15 protein-coding genes, 1 tRNA gene and 3 pseudogenes are annotated in these 17,416 nt (G+C 34.0%); 7 read left to right on the plus strand and 12 right to left on the minus strand.

All coding sequences use genetic code 11. The features are described from left to right. Window positions 1-859: 859 nt before the first annotated feature. The 7 genes and pseudogenes from wVul_RS08420 to wVul_RS02560 form a co-directional block, all read right to left on the minus strand. Window positions 860-1,042 (minus strand): hypothetical protein, encoded by a 183-nt coding sequence (locus wVul_RS08420; protein ID WP_153295453.1) that lies wholly within the window; start codon window positions 1,040-1,042, stop codon window positions 860-862. A gap of 4 nt (window positions 1,043-1,046) precedes the next feature. Further along, window positions 1,047-1,361, minus strand: coding sequence for a transposase (locus wVul_RS08425; RefSeq protein ID WP_153295451.1), 315 nt, complete (start codon window positions 1,359-1,361; stop codon window positions 1,047-1,049). Between the two features lie 43 nt (window positions 1,362-1,404). Then, window positions 1,405-1,620: an IS110 family transposase gene (locus wVul_RS08430; RefSeq protein ID WP_153295449.1), complete on the minus strand. Its 216-nt coding sequence runs from the start codon at window positions 1,618-1,620 to the stop codon at window positions 1,405-1,407. A 20-nt stretch (window positions 1,621-1,640) separates the two neighbouring features. Continuing rightward, window positions 1,641-1,847 (minus strand): hypothetical protein, encoded by a 207-nt coding sequence (locus wVul_RS02545; RefSeq protein ID WP_047758971.1) that lies wholly within the window; start codon window positions 1,845-1,847, stop codon window positions 1,641-1,643. 252 nt (window positions 1,848-2,099) lie between these two features. After that, window positions 2,100-2,858, minus strand: a complete 759-nt coding sequence (locus wVul_RS02550; protein ID WP_047759014.1) for a cell division protein FtsQ/DivIB — start codon at window positions 2,856-2,858, stop codon at window positions 2,100-2,102. A gap of 4 nt (window positions 2,859-2,862) precedes the next feature. After that, window positions 2,863-3,859 (minus strand): annotated as a pseudogene (locus wVul_RS02555) (D-alanine--D-alanine ligase). Window positions 3,860-4,444: 585 nt separating this feature from the next. Further along, window positions 4,445-4,819, minus strand: coding sequence for a ferredoxin family protein (locus tag wVul_RS02560; RefSeq protein ID WP_047759015.1), 375 nt, complete (start codon window positions 4,817-4,819; stop codon window positions 4,445-4,447). A gap of 61 nt (window positions 4,820-4,880) precedes the next feature. On the opposite strand from wVul_RS02560, the gene dprA reads away from it, so the two are divergent. Further along, complete coding sequence (gene dprA, locus wVul_RS02565) at window positions 4,881-5,957, plus strand: DNA-processing protein DprA (protein WP_047759016.1); 1,077 nt, start codon at window positions 4,881-4,883, stop codon at window positions 5,955-5,957. A 132-nt stretch (window positions 5,958-6,089) separates the two neighbouring features. Here the strand turns inward: dprA and wVul_RS10445 are convergent. The 3 genes and pseudogenes from wVul_RS10445 to wVul_RS02585 form a co-directional block, all read right to left on the minus strand. Further along, window positions 6,090-6,961: pseudogene (locus tag wVul_RS10445) on the minus strand (transposase). A 456-nt stretch (window positions 6,962-7,417) separates the two neighbouring features. Next, entirely contained in the window at window positions 7,418-8,143 is a 726-nt protein-coding gene (locus wVul_RS02580) for a triosephosphate isomerase (protein ID WP_047759017.1), read from the minus strand. Between the two features lie 24 nt (window positions 8,144-8,167). Beyond that, window positions 8,168-8,240: transfer RNA gene (locus wVul_RS02585), tRNA-Thr, on the minus strand. A gap of 77 nt (window positions 8,241-8,317) precedes the next feature. Here wVul_RS02585 and rsmA point away from each other — a divergent pair. After that, complete coding sequence (gene rsmA / locus wVul_RS02590) at window positions 8,318-9,112, plus strand: 16S rRNA (adenine(1518)-N(6)/adenine(1519)-N(6))-dimethyltransferase RsmA (RefSeq protein WP_047759018.1); 795 nt, start codon at window positions 8,318-8,320, stop codon at window positions 9,110-9,112. Window positions 9,113-9,230: 118 nt separating this feature from the next. After that, the gene (gene guaB / locus wVul_RS02595; protein WP_047759019.1) at window positions 9,231-10,724 is read left to right on the plus strand and encodes an IMP dehydrogenase; all 1,494 of its coding nucleotides are present in this window, start codon (window positions 9,231-9,233) and stop codon (window positions 10,722-10,724) included. 278 nt (window positions 10,725-11,002) lie between these two features. Here the strand turns inward: guaB and rho are convergent, their stop codons facing one another. Continuing rightward, window positions 11,003-12,409 (minus strand): transcription termination factor Rho, encoded by a 1,407-nt coding sequence (gene rho, locus wVul_RS02600; RefSeq protein ID WP_047759020.1) that lies wholly within the window; start codon window positions 12,407-12,409, stop codon window positions 11,003-11,005. A 195-nt stretch (window positions 12,410-12,604) separates the two neighbouring features. Next, window positions 12,605-13,207: a cell cycle transcriptional regulator TrcR gene (locus wVul_RS02605; RefSeq protein WP_047759021.1), complete on the minus strand. Its 603-nt coding sequence runs from the start codon at window positions 13,205-13,207 to the stop codon at window positions 12,605-12,607. A 332-nt stretch (window positions 13,208-13,539) separates the two neighbouring features. On the opposite strand from wVul_RS02605, the pseudogene wVul_RS02610 reads away from it, so the two are divergent. The 4 genes and pseudogenes from wVul_RS02610 to wVul_RS02625 form a co-directional block, all read left to right on the plus strand. Beyond that, window positions 13,540-15,342, plus strand: a pseudogene (locus tag wVul_RS02610) (peptidylprolyl isomerase); the annotation flags it as partial. Window positions 15,343-15,478: 136 nt separating this feature from the next. Next, window positions 15,479-15,787, plus strand: coding sequence for a 30S ribosomal protein S16 (rpsP, locus tag wVul_RS02615; RefSeq protein WP_047759023.1), 309 nt, complete (start codon window positions 15,479-15,481; stop codon window positions 15,785-15,787). Between the two features lie 10 nt (window positions 15,788-15,797). Then, window positions 15,798-16,784 (plus strand): polyprenyl synthetase family protein, encoded by a 987-nt coding sequence (locus tag wVul_RS02620; protein ID WP_047759024.1) that lies wholly within the window; start codon window positions 15,798-15,800, stop codon window positions 16,782-16,784. 61 nt (window positions 16,785-16,845) lie between these two features. Continuing rightward, window positions 16,846-17,415 carry a nucleotide exchange factor GrpE gene (locus wVul_RS02625; RefSeq protein ID WP_047759025.1) on the plus strand — a complete coding sequence of 190 codons (570 nt, stop codon included), beginning with the start codon at window positions 16,846-16,848 and terminating at the stop codon, window positions 17,413-17,415. The last annotated feature ends 1 nt before the right edge of the window (window position 17,416 follow it).

Here is a 17,416-nt window from a genome sequence, read left to right on the forward strand (position 1 = left end):
CAAAACGCGCTTATTTTAAGCGTTAGCACATTATTACAGCGCCAGTTTAAATTATTATAGGGTCAAACTCACTACGTGGGGGTTCTTTTGCCTTTTTTGCAATTAGTAAATTTATTAATATTTATAGTTAGAGTAATTTAAGAGAGCCAGCGCATGAGGCACAGCTGCACGAACATTATCTGCAGGATGCCAGTGCCCAGACACTGGCATCCAGGAATTTTATTACGTTGGTAAGCACAAAAGTAGCTGCTTTATGTTAGAATACAGCGTTTCCAATGATTACGAAAAAGCTAGATTCCAGTACTGGAATGACATCCTACTTGGCATGACACCCTACTTTAGTAAATTTGTAAAGAAAACTGGATTCCAGTGTTACGCACTAGAATAACAGGAAAAGTTCTCTAATTGCATAAAAGTCAACAATAATTTTTTGTATCATGAAAAATATTTTTTGATGTAAAATTCAGCTCTAATACAACCTTTTATTTATTATTGTATTATCTTATTCAATCAAAAGAGGTTTTATTGGCAATAAAAACATCAACACTAATTTCCAATTAATCTCTTTTAAACTATGTAGCCAATGAATATGTGCGTCCACACAAACTTAAACCACATATTCATTAAGCTTATAAAAACTAAGGTATCATTCTTTTCCTCTATAGTCTTAATATAAGTTAAAAGTAGCATGCTTCCATTGTTCTCTCCGCGGTCTAATATGGCTAATTTATATTGTAGCACTATACTTGTTAGGCGGAAGTGGACGGCCACGAAGTCTATGCTTCAACTTATCCTCTTGCTTATCCCTTCCATCGGCATTTACTTTCAGTAAAATTATTGTTTTATACTTCTTTAGTGTTTATTGATAGCAAAACTCTTTTCTATCGATTAGCATCTTGTGCATAATCACGGCTAATTTTCTTGCTACTGCAACAATTGCTTTTTTCATGCCCTTTTTCTTTTTAAGCTTCAATCCCCAGCTTCTTAATTTAAATGTCCTTTTACATTTTACCAGTAAGACCTGCGCGGCTTCATATAACATATTCCTACAGTCCCATTTTTGATATACTTCCGTGTCGATCAATCTCACCAGAAGCGTACTGTCTTGGACTTAATCCCATATAGGCTCCAACTGTATAAGATGTTTCAAACCTATGCAGATCATCTATTGCAGCTTTATATGTCATTGCTACTATAATACCAACTCCTGGAACAGTAGTTAATAATTTACAATCCTCATCTTTTTTGCTTTGTTCTGAGAGCATTTTATCAAGTTTTCTTGTTGATTCTTCTATTATTTCTAAACTATGTACTAATGATTCAATTGAGGTTTGGCTAATTTCATCTAGATTATTAACCATTTCTTGCACTTTTAAAGCAAAGTTTGCAGAACTAAGACGTTGATTAACTTTTATCCCGTATATTTTCCCTTATTGTTCCCGCAATTTGCTCTCTGCAACGTATTAATTGTCTTCTGCTTCCAAGTATTATTTTAACCTGACAAGCTTCGTCTGATTTTACTAATACCTCCTTAAATAGCCCAACTCTCATCATTTGTGCTATGCCTCTTGCATCATTTTTATCATTCTTATTGATTCTCGCAGATAATGCTGCTGCCATATGCCTTGCATCTACACAAGTTACTGGTAATCCAAAACTCTTTGCACATCGATATTGATAATTGCCCGCTTTCTATTCCTATGGACTCGTATTTTTTGTTTTGACCAATCAGCTATTGCACTGCTTTCACTTGCAACAACCCCTTCTTTAACAATTTTTCCTTTCTCATCAATGATACTAATAAAAGTTTCTTTGAGTGAGACATCTAACCCGCTATAATGTTTCATGAGACTACTCCTACTGTAAAAGTTTAAATTATTCTTGAAGAACTAATTCATTGAATTTGTTACTTCGTGCTAAAATAATGGAGTATGTCTCTCCATCATTCAATAGCAATTACAGTATGTATAGCCTTTCTTATAATAGTCCGAACAGGGTAAGATATGTGTTTATACCTATAGTAGGCTAGTAGCATATTATGATCTGTTCGGATTATTGTGAAAAGAGCTATAGCTACTTGCATGACAAGAAAAGGAGCACTACCTTTTTACAAAGATCTTATCAGCAACACGCATATCAATTATGCTCCAATTGCTAAAAGTAAAGTCAGTTGTATTTTGCAAGTGGTTTAAATAATCCCATGCGCTATAAGGATTATCTTCAGGCAATTTTACTGTAGAATTGTCATCAAGTACGATATTCCACCTTCTATTTCCTACATAAATACAAGAAGAAATATGATCTCTTAATTGAGTTTTTCTCTCTAGCATATCTTTAATGAATCTTAGGTTTGATAACGAATTTTGTCCTTTGATTACAACGAGGTCATCTATCGGGTAGTCATTTACGATCACTTTACCTTCAGAATCAATTACTGAAGTTCTGTTATCATCTTTCCAGAGAGCGAAAGGTGTATGTTCATCTACATCAATGTGTAAGATATTAGGCAAAATTCTATAAATTCTTACATATTTTATCCATTCGCTTACAGATTGTATATTATCTATAAGTTTTGAGAGTGATATATACATGATAGGTTGCGTTCTATCTACCAAACTTATAATGTCCTTTTCATTTGTAAATTTGTTGCCGGTGACAACTACTTTATCGATTAAAAATCCATTGCTGAGTAATAAGTTGGATAAGTGATCATTATACCAGGTAAAGTAGCAATTAAATCGATTTATTATTTTATCAAGTGAGCTGTAGAGTATTAGCGTAAGAAAAAGTGCTATGATAACAACCAAGGCACACTTACGCAAAAAACTCCTTTGGCTTCTAGTAACATTGCTCAACATTTACTTAATCTCTAACATTTTTGTGCTGCTTCAATAATAATTTTAACTAATTCATTAAAATTGATTCCTTTTGTCAATTTTGCAATTTCTGGCACTAACGATAATTCAGTAAAGCCAGGATGTGTATTAATCTCAAGCATTTTTAAAGTGTTGTTTTTTGGATTATAACGGAAGTCTGAGCGGGAAATAGTTTTGCATCCTAAAAATTGGTGAACTTTCAGTGCGTGTTTCAAGGTCATTTTATATATATTGCCAGGAATTTCAGCAGGAAATATATGTTCTGCAAATCCATCTGTATACTTTGCTTCATAATCATAGAATTTATTTTTTGGTCGTATTTCCATAGTGCCAATGGCTTCATCTAGCAACACAGCAGTATGTAACTCTATACCCGGTATGTATTCTTCTATGATCATCAAGTCTCTTGAGTAGTCTTTTGTCATCCAAGTATCTCCTTCCTTGTCATTCGAGTAGCTTGACACTGGTTCTTCTTTCTGGTCACGCGCTGCAAACATATTTTTTAATTTTAAGTAATCCTCATGCGAGCAAATCATGTGTACTCCAATGCTTGAGCCTTCGTTAATCGGCTTTAAGACGTACGGATAATCAATTTTAATATTATTTTTTAGCACATCTTCTCGACTAATTACATAACCTTTTGGAGTGTCGATACTAAGAGACCGAAATATATGTTTTGACATTGCCTTGTTCATCGCAACAGCCGAAGCCATAACTCCGGAGTGTGTATATTTTATACCTAAGATTTCCAATAAACCTTGAATACAACCATCTTCACCATAAGGTCCATGCAGAGCGATAAAAGCAAGGCCCGGATTAATTTTTCTAAGCTTTTCAGCAATGTTGCTATCAACATCTATTTCTATTGCATTATATGAAAGACTATCAAGCGCCTTCTTTATTGCTTTTCCGCTTATAAGCGATATTTCTCTTTCGCAAGAAAATCCACCACTTAAAATTGCTATAGTTGGAACCATAAGCATTCTGTATTTTGCTATATAGCATATATAAAAGATACTTTTATCTTCAATAGAAAAAACGTTTTGAAAAATTCTATACTACGTACAGCTGTACAGATATTGCAATTTGCAGGCAGCAAGTGGTGTCATGCAAACTGGCTCCTTTATGATGGCAGTGCCCAGACACTGTGCTCCAGAAGACTTAATTTCAACCAAATAATAAAGGCTGGATTTCAGTGTCACGCACTGGAATGACATCTTTCTTGGTGGACTCAAATTACAATGTTCGTACGATCATACGCGTCAAGTTAAGGAAAAGTGGCATAAGAAAGAAGAGAAGCGGTAAAAATTATTTTAGACATTAAACGATAAAATTAGTAATTTATAGACTCTTTAAAAAAAATTATCTTATTTTAGATCAAGATTTCTTAAAAAATAAATATAACAAATAAGATATCTACCTAAATGGTTGCTATATTGGGCGTATTCTCTTAACTTGACGCCTATGGTTCGTACGATTGTGCGTTATGCGCCGGAATGAAAAAGAAGAACGAGCTGCTAGTTTTTCATATGGCTATGCAAGGAGTTTAATCTTTTTTTTTGTTAATATTATTCTAAATTTTCATCAAAATAAGCTGTTTTATCCTTTTTTTCTTTATACTCTTCTGCTGTATCTAGGGGTTGCTTTTTAGCTGTGATATTTGGCCATTTTTGCGAATATTCTACGTTTATGTTATAAAATAATTTAAAGATTTTTTGTTCATTATTCAGTAAGCTTTCATCTAGCTCTAGAATATCTTTTATGGAATCATCAGTTACAATTGCATCTACTGGACACTCAGGTATACACACTCCACAATCAATACACTCATCTGGGTTAATCACAAGCATGTTTTTACCTTCATAAAAGCAGTCAACGGGACATACTTCTACACAGTCCGTATATTTACATTTTATGCATTTATCTGTAACAAAATGCGTCATAAAACACTGTATATTTACATTATCTTGGGTACACTAAATTGATAAGAAATTCAAGCCTTTTATGAAGATAAATAAATTAAATAACGAAGAACTAGAAATATGGCTAAGCTTGGCTAGAGCTGTGGGACCAGTAAAGTTTTTTAGTATACTAAGAGCATGTGGGTCGCTAGATGAAGTGCTTAAATATCTTAATGAGTTAGCTAATAAGGATTATGGAATTCAAAGTGCAAAAGAAGAAATTAAGAGTGCAGAAAAAATTGGAGCCAAAATAATACCAGCATGTGACCCAAGTTACCCCGATATTTTAAGGAATATAACGAATTGTCCAGCTGTAATAACCGTGCTTGGTGATGTATCATTATTAAGCCGTGAGATAATTGCAATAATTGGTGGTCGTAACTCTTCGATGAATGGAAGAAATTTTGCCAGTAAACTAGCACTTGATTTAAGCAAAGCTGGTTTTGTTATCGTTTCTGGACTTGCAAAAGGAATCGATACCGCAGCAAACAGTGTAATATACAAAAATCATCCCACTATTGCTGTTACAGCAAGCGGAATTGATGTGGTGTATCCAAAAGAGAATTTTGATCTATACAAAAGAATCACTGAAAATGGCGGATTAGTAATTACTGAGCTTCCATTTACTACTAAACCAAAGCCTCAGTATTTTCCTCAAAGGAATCGTATTATATCTGGCCTGTCACTCGGTGTTGTGGTAATTGAAGCATCAAAAAAGTCTGGTTCTCTCATCACAGCAGATTTTGCTTTGAATCAAGGAAGAGAGGTGTTTGCAGTTTCTGGTTTCCCTCTAGATTCACGCTGTAGTGGTAGTAATTATTTAATTAAAAACGGCGCTAAACTTGTTGAATCCGCTGATGACATAATAGAGAGTATTAGGTTTAGTTTACCTCCTCAGCAAAAAAGTCTATTTGATATCGTTGCTGACCAAAAACAAGGAAAATTACAACAGGCAAAATCTGTTATAGTTGATCATATTAACTCTGTACCTGTTGATATAGATGAACTTATATTAGCAAGCGGACTTTCTACCAACATAGCTCTAATGGCTCTTTTGGAACTGGAGTTGGAAAACAAAATAGAGCGTTCACCGGGGAATAAAATATCGTTAATTTTCTAAGCTATAACCCCACAATCGTACGAAAATTGCAATTTGCAGGTAATTTGAGTAGTAGATGGTGTCATTCCAGTGCTTGACACTGGGATGGCTTTGTTGCATCGCTTATCGGATAGTGGGTAAAGCATAATAAATTCATGAAACTACCTCAAACTTAGCCATGCCAATATCAGTAAATTTATTGAGTAAGTAACATTTTATTAGCAACTCTTTTTCTCGATTTACTTCAGATCTATTTCTAAACAAATATTTGCTTGAGAAAAATCCTTCAATATATGACCTTTTCCCATAAATTGCTTCCTTTTTCCACTCTTTCACACCTTCTTTACCACATAATCTAATGGCAGCATTCCTTTCAGCCATATAGTCCAATTTTGTATGCTCCGCTGCACGATTTTTCGGTAAAATTTTTGTCTTTATATCATATACAATTTATAAAGCTTGCGCCTATCATAGGCTCTGTCTGCATATAATGCTTTTTAGCATGCTGAAATCAAGTCAGCAAGTACCGTAATGGTTGACCATTGCTATATTGTGCAGCTATAGCTTTTTTACTATTTATACTCAATATTACATCTTACCTGTTTATAACTGCGATACTTTCCTATTTTCCTTACTGTAGCCAGGGGTGTTATTATAAATTTGTGCTGTCTATGGCAATTGCAATATCTTCCATATTGTTTTTATCAACTCTGCAATCATTGATCTTAATATTGAGCTTTTTAAACCTTCTTGAAGCCTGCGAATAGCTAATGACTGCTAAGCCCTTTCCTACTTGCTGCAAATATCCTTTTATAAACCCTACCGTTTGTCTTAAGCCAATTCTAAAGAGACTAGCGACTATATGCACTAAAATCACAACTTTATTACTATAAATATAATTTCCACCTCGCATTTTGGGGCTATTTTCGTACCAATTTTCCATTAATAAAATGAAAAATATTTCCTCTTTCTTGCAGAAATCTGTTATATTCATGGCAGTTACTGATCTTCATTTTAGTTGGCATATTTTTCTTTCGTAGGTTAAATGCCTGTTTTATAGTGAATTTCGTCAGTAACTGCCAGTTCTTTTCTCTTGAGTGATGCAACAAAGCCCACTGGAATCCATTTTTCCATCACCATCAGAAACGTTGTATTTTAACATAAAGCAGCTACTTTTATACTCGCAAATTTAACTGGATCCCAGTGTCTGGGCACTGGGATGACATCTTCTTACAGATAATGTTCGTACAGCTGCGCGCGTGATGCTGGAATCCAGCCTTTATCACTTGGTTGAAATTACTTTTTCTGGATTCCAGTGTCTGGGCACTGGAATGACACCGTCTTGGATGGAAATCAGTGTCAGTATTTAGATGACACCACTTTTGTATAGAAATCAGTGTCGCCTTGACAACCGTCAATCTCACTATATGTTAGCGGAATCTGCTGAGACGCACGTGATAGACCTATTCCTATATTGAGTATTATCTATTTTTAGAATTAATAAGAGAAAAATTTTTCTCGACTTGTTGTATAATTTTATAAAAGTGATCAAAATCTAAGCTTGCACTACCAATTAAAACTCCTAATAAATTTGGAATACTGAGTAAATTTTCTATATTTTCTGAGCTGACTGAACCACCATATATAATGTGTTTTTTACCAGTACAAAATTTTATTGTCTCTATCACCTCAGCAATTGCGTCATTATTTGGCACATTTCCTGTTCCTATTGCCCATATCGGTTCGTATGCTATGGTATATTCACCATGTGTTGGCAAACGGTTTTTACACTGATATTCTATTACTTCTTTTGTTTTTTTATTTTTATAATCTTCTGAGTTTTCACCTACGCAGATGATTGGGTGTAAGCCTGATTCTATTGCTGTTTCTGATTTCAGTTTTATTTCACTATCTGTTTCATGAGCTCTTTCAGAATGTCCAAGTATTACGTAACTACATCCTAGCTCCTTTAACATTTCTGCGCTAATTTCGCCTGTATAAGAACCAGATTTTTTATGATGGCAGTTTTGTGCTCCTATTTTAATATTGTTGTCCAACTCTATATTGCTTGGAAATGATGTAAAAGGAGGGCAAATTACTAATTTAGAGGTAATTTTGTTGCTCTTATCATTAAGTTTGTCTATGAAGTCAACAAATGAAGAACGCGTTCCATTCATTTTCCAATTTGCTACTATTAAAAAGGACATCAATTTTTCTTATATGGATAAGAGTGCCGGCTGTCGGACTTGAACTGACAACCTACTGATTACAAGTCAGTTGCTCTACCAATTGAGCTAAGCCGGCATTAAATACACTGACAATATACAATTATCAGTGAATTTTCGTCAACTAATTTTTAAAAAACTGCATAATAAGATTATATGAGAAAATTTTTATTGAAGCCAAAAAAGAGTCTAGGGCAAAATTTTATTTTATCGAATGAGATAACAAAAAGAATAGTTGCCTTAGCTGGTAGCCTGAAAGATTTTAATGTTATTGAAATTGGTCCTGGATATGGTGCGTTAACAAGGGAAATATTGGCGTATAATCCAAAGTTTCTACTTTCTATAGAAAAAGATAGTAATTTAGTGAAACATCATGAACAATTGCTGAATGAGCATAAGGGAAAATATAGAATTATAGAAGCAGATGCACTTAATGTTGTAGAAAAAGAGCTGGTAGAATGTCCAGTTAAAGTCATTGCTAACTTGCCTTACAATATCTCGGTAGCGTTATTTTTAAAGTGGTTAAATAATATAAAATTTTTTACGAGTTTGACGTTAATGTTCCAAAAGGAGGTAGCAGAGCGTATTACAGCAGAACCTAATTCTAAAGATTATGGTTCCCTATCAGTGCTAAGCCAGTTACTATGCGACATAAAAAAGGAATTTGATATTGAACCTAAGGAGTTTTTTCCAAGACCAAAAGTATATTCTTCAGTAATTACAGTAAAACCTTTGTCCAACCTAAGATTTGCAGTCAATTTAGAAACCTTAACAAAGCTAACACGTGCTGTTTTTGCTCAAAGAAGAAAGATGCTGAGAAATAGCTTGCAAAGTATAACTAGTGATGTCTCAACTATTCTTGAGAATGCTAAACTGAGTGGAGACGAACGTCCAGAAAGCTTAACTATTGAACAGTTTTGTTTGCTAGCAAATAACATAATTATGCGATAAATATATTAGAAGCTACATCCCTATCCTATTTTGATCTAAAAACAGCTGGAGCCAGGCTAATTTTACAAAAGCTCTATTGCAATTTCATTAATTGGCGTATAAGCTTTAAATAAAGCATATGAAAAAAATGGAAGCTTGTTATTCGTTTGACGATGTACTTCTCTTACCAGCCTATTCTGATGTATTGCCTCGTGATGCAGATACAAAAACTTATTTAACAAATAATATAGAACTAAATATCCCTCTCATATCCTCCGCAATGGATACTGTTACTGAATCAGGCTTTGCAATAGCTATTGCCCAACATGGGGGAATAGGTTGCATACATAAGAATTTATCAATAGATGAACAAGTTTTAGAAGTAAGAAGGGTGAAAAAATATGAAAGTTGGATCGTGTATAACCCAATTACAATTTCCCCAGATAAAACGGTTGCGGAAGCAATTTCATTAATGAGAGAGTACAACTATTCTGGAATTCCTGTAGTTGAGCAACGCAAGTTAGTGGGAATTTTAACTAACCGAGATGTAAGATTTATTGAAGACCAGAACATGAATATAAAAGTTTCCGAAGTAATGACAAAAGATAAGTTAGTGACAGTGCGGGAGCAGGAAGTGAGTAGCGCCTCAGCAATGAAATTGTTGCATGCAAATAGAATAGAGAAGCTTTTGGTTGTTGATAAAAATTCTTGTTGCATAGGCCTAATTACAGTTAAAGACATTGAAAAATACAATAGATATCCAAATTCGTGTAAAGACAGTAAAGGTCGGCTCAGAGTTGCCGCTGCAATTGGTACTGGTAAAAAAGATGATATAGAAAGATGTGAAGCTTTGATCGAAGAAGAAGTCGATGTGGTTATTGTAGATACCGCTCATGGTCATTCCCAAAACGTTATCAGCACCATTAGAGAAATAAAAAAGATGTATCCGAATACGCAATTAATCGGCGGAAATATTACAACAAAGGAGGCTGCTGAAGCGTTGATTGATGCTGGTGTTGATGCAGTGAAGGTTGGAATAGGACCCGGATCAATTTGTACTACCAGAATAGTTACAGGTGTTGGTATACCGCAATTCTCTGCAATCAAGAATGTTGCAGAGGTGTGTAGAACAAAAAACGTCAGACTAATTGCTGATGGTGGGATAAAATACTCGGGAGATGTTGCAAAAGCTATTGCAGCTGGTGCTGATACTGTGATGATAGGTTCAATCTTTGCTGGTACTGACGAAAGCCCAGGTGAGATTATCATGTATAAGGGTAGAGCATATAAAGAATATCGAGGAATGGGATCTATTAGCGCAATGAAAAGAGGTTCAGCTAGCCGTTATTTTCAAGATAAAGATTCAAAGCTTGATTTAGTCCCACAAGGAGTAGAAGCAAGAGTTCCTTTTAAAGGTCCAGCTTCAGGAGTGATCTGTCAATTAATTGGTGGATTGCAAGCTGCAATGGGTTATACTGGTAATCGTAATATAGAAGAGATGAAAAAAAACTGCAAATTTGTTACTATTACTGCATCAGGATTAAGAGAAAGTCATGCTCATGATATAATCATTACACAGGAAGCTCCAAATTACGCTTATCAAGCATACAACCTGTCAGATGATTCAGAGTAGATACGATTCTTTTTGGAATATGTCACTCCAATACTGATACACAATTGTATAAACATACTAATATTAAGAGTCCAAAAGATGTCATTTAAGTAGCTGATACTGGAAAATTGATTGTAAATAAACTGACTGTACAAAATTTTCGATCAAAACTAGTGCTACACGCTGGAACAGCAACTTAAGGTAGATTACCAACTTAACTATCTGGTAAATCCAAATTATTTTAGCTATAAGAGCGTTTTACTTTTTGCTCAGCATATCCAATCATAACTGGCTTACTTCTAGTGATTCATAGAGTTAAAAAAGTCAGCATTGCTCTTTGTTAAAAGTAATTTGTCGCGCAAAAACTCCATCGCTTCAACAGATCCCATAGGACTAAGTATCCTACGCAACACCCATATTTTATTTAGTATAGCCTTATTAACTAATAGCTCTTCCTTCCTTGTTCCGGATTTTGTAATATCAATAGCAGGAAATATACGTTTATCAGCAAGCTTTCTATCGAGTATAATTTCAGCATTACCTGTACCTTTAAACTCCTCAAAAATAACTTCATCCATTTTTGAACCAGTTTCTATAAGAGCTGTAGCGATAATTGTCAAAGAACCACCATTTTCAATATTACGAGCTGCTCCAAAAAAGCGTTTTGGTCTCTGCAGTGCATTTGAATCTACACCGCCAGTTAGAACTTTTCCAGACGAAGGAATTACTGCATTATAAGCACGTGCAAGACGAGTTATAGAATCAAGCAAAATCACTACATCTTTTTTGTGCTCGACCATTCTTTTAGCTTTTTCTATTACTATTTCAGCAAGCTGGACATGACGATAGGCAGGTTCATCAAATGTAGAGCTTACCACTTCACCCTTTACAGAGCGCATCATATCTGTCACCTCTTCGGGTCTTTCATCTATAAGTAATACTATTAGTTCTATTTCAGGATGATTTGTAGCTATAGAGTGAGCCATTTGCTGAAGCAATATCGTTTTTCCTGTACGAGGCGGAGCAACTATCAATGCTCTTTGTCCTTTTCCAAGAGGTGTCACTATATCCACAGCACGCATATTTATATCTTTTTTATTATCTCCACTGCTGTTGTTTTCAAGGATTAAGCTCTCTTCAGGATAAAGAGGAAGCAAATTATCAAAATGGACGTACTTTCTTAATTCACTGACTTCAGTAGAGTTTATACTTTGAACCTTAGTTAAAGTAAAATATCTTTCTTTATCACCAGGTGGCCTTATTTCCCCATATACCATATCTCCTGTGCGTAAATTAAACTTCTTTATTTGCCCGTTGGAAATAAAAACATCATCGGTACTTGGGGCATAATTTGCACTTGCTGAACGTAAGAAACCGAAACCATCAGGCAATATTTCCACTATTCCACTCCCTGTGGTTATGCCTCCTTCTTCGCTCATTTTCTTCATTAAGCTGAATATTATTTCTTGCTTTAGCATTCTACCATTGCTTTTACCGTTAGTTGAAATTTTTCTTTCTTCAGCTAACTCTAACAATTCTTCTGCTGTTTTCTTTTTTAATTCGCTCAGATCTAATGTTTTTTTGTTTTTTTCAGTACCTTCAATGGCTATCTGGTTTACTGTATCATTATTGTGAACTCGTTCACCTTTTTCAGGTTGATCTATAACCTTTCCTTTTGCTAAGACATCTTCATTGATTGTTGTCATAATCCTCCAAAAATTTTAACTGATGCTTACTAACCTAAGATGTGACTATAAGATAATAAATGAGCTAGTTTTTAGTGCGTACTTAAGCTTAATTACTATTAAACTAGATACTTTACTTATATTATACTGACAAAAACTAACAAGTCAAGTTAATTTAATGTTCACAAATCGCAAAAATTTGAGAATCATCAATAGCTATTCATTTATATTTTTTAACCTTCGTTGTTTTTCTTCTTCTACCTTTGCTTTTTCCACTTCCGCTTCTAAATTTTCCTGGCTACATAAGCCGAGCAGTACAGGATCTTGGGGTTTTATATTGTGCATGTTATGATGAGATCCATCTCTTATTTGCTCAACTGTATAATTTGTTGTACTCACTAGCTTAGCTATAACATTATTGTCAAAGATAGGAAATTTTTTTATCAAATAATAAATCGCATTAGGTTTATCTCTACGCCTTATTGTAGAAGCAAAGCCAAGAATGCTGCAAACCGCTTTTCTCCTTTTTTTTATATTTTCCATAATCAAATTTGGCACACGATTTGGATTTTTTTTGCAATCATCGATTTCTTTTTCAGTAATTATTCCAGAAATAATAGGGTCATACTTTTCAACTTCTATTTCCTCATCAGCTATATCTTGTACTTTTTTAAGGTCTAATTTGCAACATTGTGCTATTTGATTAAAAGTTAAACTAGTGTTATCTACCAGCCAAGCAGCTATTTGCATGAGAAATTGTTCATTTTTATCGTTATTGTCCTTAGAAGACTCCATTGACATCAAAAAAACATCTCCCATGTTAATATTCCTTTACTGTTATAAAGATAAAATATAAGCTATTAAAACTAAAAAAGCATTAACTTTGTCATTCAACAACTTTTTGGTTTATATTTCTCACCTCTTAGGTTAATTAAATGCGCTTACCTTTAAGCATATTTCAAACGATTCAAAAAAATATTTTCCCTTCTTAAGGTATAGTATAACTCAGTTGAATATATGTTTTTATCTAAGAGGAGAGTTAAATTTTAAGTTAATATATTGTAATATTATATATATTAGCTAATAAAGCAACAGGTTTACAAGAATTATATTATCACTATCCTATAATTAACCATTAATTAACTGAGTTTAAAATGAATGTTAAAAATTTTTTCACTAAAGTAACCGTTGTCCTTTTAGCTTGCTTGTTAATCTTCATGGGAGTTAGCAACCTTTTATCAGATGATGATGAAAAAGAAGAGGTAGCTAGAGTTGGAAAAGAAGTTATAACATCAGATGAGTATAAATCGCTATATCAAAATTATGGAAAGCAAATCTCTGGATCTGATGCAAGTGGAGAACAAGTCAAAAAGCTGAAATACGATTTGCTTAATGCACTTATAGAGCAAAAACTATTGTTTAACCTAACTAGTGAACTGGGATTAACAGTTGGAGAAGAGTCTATAAAAAACCATATTAAAAATACCAAGTACTTTCAAAATGATAAAGGCGAATTTGACAAAAATAAATTCCATAAAACGCTAAATAGCCTGCATATTACAGAAAAGGAGTATATAGCAAAGCTAGAGAAAATCCTGCCTGTAATGATGTTCATGACTTCATTATTTAAAGATAATTATCCGATAACTTTTGGCGAGAAAATTGACGAGCAGATATACAAAAGTCGCTACCAAACTAGAGTAGTTGATATTGTTAAAATAACTGAAGATGCAGTTACAAACGTTCCTGAGCCAAATGATCAAGTCTTACTTGATTTATACGAAAGAAATAAGTCCAATTTTTATTATCCTGAGTATCGAACTGCGCAATATATTTCTCTGGACCAAAAGTATTTTGAAGATCAAATCAAAATCTCAGATGAAGAAGTTGATGGTGTAATAGAACAACAGGAACTTAAAGATCAAAGAGATATATTCAATGTAATATTTTCTACCAAAGAGAAAGCTGAGACAGCAAGAAGGGCATTTGAGGAGGGTAAAACGAGCTTTGAACAGATAGTAGAAAAGTTTGGCAAAGCAAAACTTGAGGAAACTAGAGTAGATAATATAACCAAGGATTCTTTACCAGAAGACGTGAGAGAAAAGGTATTTGCTCTCAAAGTAGGTGAAGTAAGTGAAGTTTTAGCAAGCAGTTTTGGTTGGCACATAATAAAAGTGGAAAGTGCGCATCAAATCTCTGATGAAGACTTAGTTGATTTAAAAAAAGGCATAAAGTCAGTTTTAACTAACCAAAAGTCTTTTGAAAGAGTCAATGACTTCATAAACCAAGTGAACTATAAGATATACAATGGCACAGCAATTGAAGAAATATTGAGTGAATACAATTTGCCTATACAAACTATTGGTCCAGTAGATGCGAGTGGAAAAGATCAAAACGGTAATAACGTAGGAGATTCTGGTGATTTGATTTCTTTCATTTTTTCGCGAGAAAAGGATCAGAAAGGTTATTTCAAGGACGTTGGGGACGCTGTTGTTAGTGTAAAAATCACTGATATCATTCCTCCTAAATTACAAAGTTTTGAAGAAAGTAGGGCATCAGCCGTGAAGCTTTGGCGTAGTGAGTTTATAAAAGAAAGAATGTTTAAATTAGGACAAGAAGTTGCAGTTCAACTAAAAGAAAAGACAGATTTGGAAGAAATGCAAGGTGTAAAATTGGTTAAAGATCAGCAAATACAACGCAATGAACAAAGCTACCCTTTTTCTTTTATAGAAGAGATTTTTAATATGAAGACAGCTGGTTTAGTAACAGAGCCTATTCAATACAACAATGAAATTATAATAGGTGTTTTAAAAGAAATGCACTTATCAAATGGTAAATTAAACATGCTTGACACTGGAAAACGTGTGATGATACCGCTAAAGGAACAGCTAATTCGCTATCTAAAATTAAAGTATATAGTTGAAGTTAACCACGCTATGATTGATGATATATAAAAAAGTTTTATCTTAGGTCTTCCTTTTATGAGTGATTAGCGGAAGTTATGTTGTTTTCAGGTAAAAGAGGTACAATTAGTTTGACTTGAACTGTTTATTGTATTAAATTGTAATTAATATATGAATAAAGGTTGACATGGCAGTTAAAATAAGGTTGGCAAGGTTTGGCGCAAAGAAACGCCCTTTTTATAGGATAGTTGTAGCTGATTCACGAGCACCAAGAGATGGGCGTTTTATTGAGAAAATAGGACAATACGATCCAATGTTACCAAAAGACAATAAAAGTCGTATTGTAGTGAAAGCTGATAGATTAAAACATTGGCTAAGTGTAGGAGCGCAGGCAACTGAAAGGGTACTGTGGTTCATTAAAAAAGGCATAGTAACTTTAGAAACAGAATCAAAAAAAATAGAAAAGAAGAAAGTCGGGAAAGAACAAGAAGCATAAGTCTTCTTAAATGCTAAACACTGATTTAACAAACAATAGTAAATTAGATAATATCGTATCTTATGATTTATCAACTATGAATGATTTTATCTTCAAAAATGTCAATGATGAAGATGCGAAGCTTGCTACCGATATCATATCTCATCTTGTTAAATCAGGAGGAAAAAAGATAAGGCCTAAGCTCGTTTTTATTATATGTAAAATGCTGAGCTATTCTGGAGAGAGTAGGATCAACATTGCTGCATCGGTAGAATTTATACACAACGCTACTTTACTTCATGACGATGTGCTTGATGAAAGTAAGGCACGCCATGGAGTTGCAACAGCGAATAAAATTTGGGGAAATAAATCAAGCATTTTAGTTGGTGATCTGTTGTTGACCTTAGCATTTAGATGGCTTATAGAATGTGGAAATTTAAGTGTTCTCTCTATTTTATCTAAGGCATCAAACTTGCTTGTGAAGGGTGAGATAAAGCAGATGACAACGCGTTTTGACCCTAACACGATTAGGAAAAATTATTTTGATATCATTGGAGAAAAGACAGCATCTTTATTTTCTGCATGCTGTGAAGCTGCATCTACAGTATCTGGTGCAACAAATGACGAAACAGAGAGGCTAAAGAATTTTGGTTTTAATTTTGGTATGGCATTTCAAATAGTTGATGATATGCTCGATTATACTGCTAATCAANGCACTTCTGGAAAACAAGTCGGAAAAGACTTTTTCGAAGGTAAAGTCACCTTACCTGCTATTATAGCATACGAAAAGGGCAGTCCAGCAGAGCAAAAATTCTGGGAAAAATGCTTTTCTTCAGCTAGACACAATTTTAACCAAGCATTACACTATATTAACCACCATAATGCCATTCAGCTTTCTATGGAAAAAGCTAGACACTACATTAATATGGCACAAAATGATATTAGTACTTTTTCTGATTCTTTTTATAAAACTACTTTAATTGACTTTTTAAATGCGAGCATAGAAAGACGAATGTAGCTGGCGCTTGATATTTTCGAATTAATTGCTATATATTTATTAGATTCTTAAGGGTAATAATATGTCAGATAGCAGTAAAGAGAAAAAGAAGAAGTTTGCTGATATGGTAAGTAGGCAGAAAGGTGACGACCAACAAAGTGATAACCATAAGCAAACTGATGATTTAAATGAAGATCTCAATACATTAAAAGAGCGTGCAGCTCAGCTTGAAGATCATTTACGCCGTGCTGTTGCAGATAATGAAAACGTCAAACGTATAATGCAAAAGCAAATTAGCGATGCAAGTGACTATGCAGTCACAAAGTTTGCACGTGATATGATCGACTCGTGCGACAATTTAAAAAAAGTAATGGAAAATTTGAAAGATGGTGATCCTGTTCATGAGGGGATTAAAGTAGCTTATCAAAAAATTATAAATGATCTAAAAAAACATGGAATAGAGGAAGTAGATCCACTTGGTGAGCTTTTTGACAGTAATTTACACCAAGCCGTTGTGGAAAGAGAGGACGATGAAAAAGAGCCTGGTACTATTATAGAAGTACTACAAACTGGTTATACTATCAAAAATAGGTTGCTCCGTCCTGCAATGGTTATTCTTTCTAAGAAATCTACTGATTGTGGAAGCGATTAGC

Source organism: Wolbachia endosymbiont of Armadillidium vulgare str. wVulC (assembly GCF_001027565.1).
Lineage (GTDB): Bacteria > Pseudomonadota > Alphaproteobacteria > Rickettsiales > Anaplasmataceae > Wolbachia.

What these genes read in the sequence shown, in the direction of transcription:
- wVul_RS02550 (WP_047759014.1), bottom strand. Translation starts at nt 2,858, where the DNA reads ATGTTGAGCAATGTTACTAGAAGCCAAAGGAGTTTTTTGCGTAAGTGT.
- wVul_RS02545 (WP_047758971.1), bottom strand. Translation starts at nt 1,847, where the DNA reads ATGAAACATTATAGCGGGTTAGATGTCTCACTCAAAGAAACTTTTATT.
- wVul_RS08420 (WP_153295453.1), bottom strand. Translation starts at nt 1,042, where the DNA reads ATGTTATATGAAGCCGCGCAGGTCTTACTGGTAAAATGTAAAAGGACA.
- wVul_RS08430 (WP_153295449.1), bottom strand. Translation starts at nt 1,620, where the DNA reads ATGGCAGCAGCATTATCTGCGAGAATCAATAAGAATGATAAAAATGAT.
- wVul_RS02560 (WP_047759015.1), bottom strand. Translation starts at nt 4,819, where the DNA reads ATGACGCATTTTGTTACAGATAAATGCATAAAATGTAAATATACGGAC.
- dprA (WP_047759016.1), top strand. Translation starts at nt 4,881, where the DNA reads ATGAAGATAAATAAATTAAATAACGAAGAACTAGAAATATGGCTAAGC.
- wVul_RS02605 (WP_047759021.1), bottom strand. Translation starts at nt 13,207, where the DNA reads ATGGGAGATGTTTTTTTGATGTCAATGGAGTCTTCTAAGGACAATAAC.
- guaB (WP_047759019.1), top strand. Translation starts at nt 9,231, where the DNA reads ATGAAAAAAATGGAAGCTTGTTATTCGTTTGACGATGTACTTCTCTTA.
- wVul_RS02625 (WP_047759025.1), top strand. Translation starts at nt 16,846, where the DNA reads ATGTCAGATAGCAGTAAAGAGAAAAAGAAGAAGTTTGCTGATATGGTA.
- rsmA (WP_047759018.1), top strand. Translation starts at nt 8,318, where the DNA reads ATGAGAAAATTTTTATTGAAGCCAAAAAAGAGTCTAGGGCAAAATTTT.
- wVul_RS02580 (WP_047759017.1), bottom strand. Translation starts at nt 8,143, where the DNA reads ATGTCCTTTTTAATAGTAGCAAATTGGAAAATGAATGGAACGCGTTCT.
- wVul_RS08425 (WP_153295451.1), bottom strand. Translation starts at nt 1,361, where the DNA reads ATGGTTAATAATCTAGATGAAATTAGCCAAACCTCAATTGAATCATTA.
- rpsP (WP_047759023.1), top strand. Translation starts at nt 15,479, where the DNA reads ATGGCAGTTAAAATAAGGTTGGCAAGGTTTGGCGCAAAGAAACGCCCT.
- rho (WP_047759020.1), bottom strand. Translation starts at nt 12,409, where the DNA reads ATGACAACAATCAATGAAGATGTCTTAGCAAAAGGAAAGGTTATAGAT.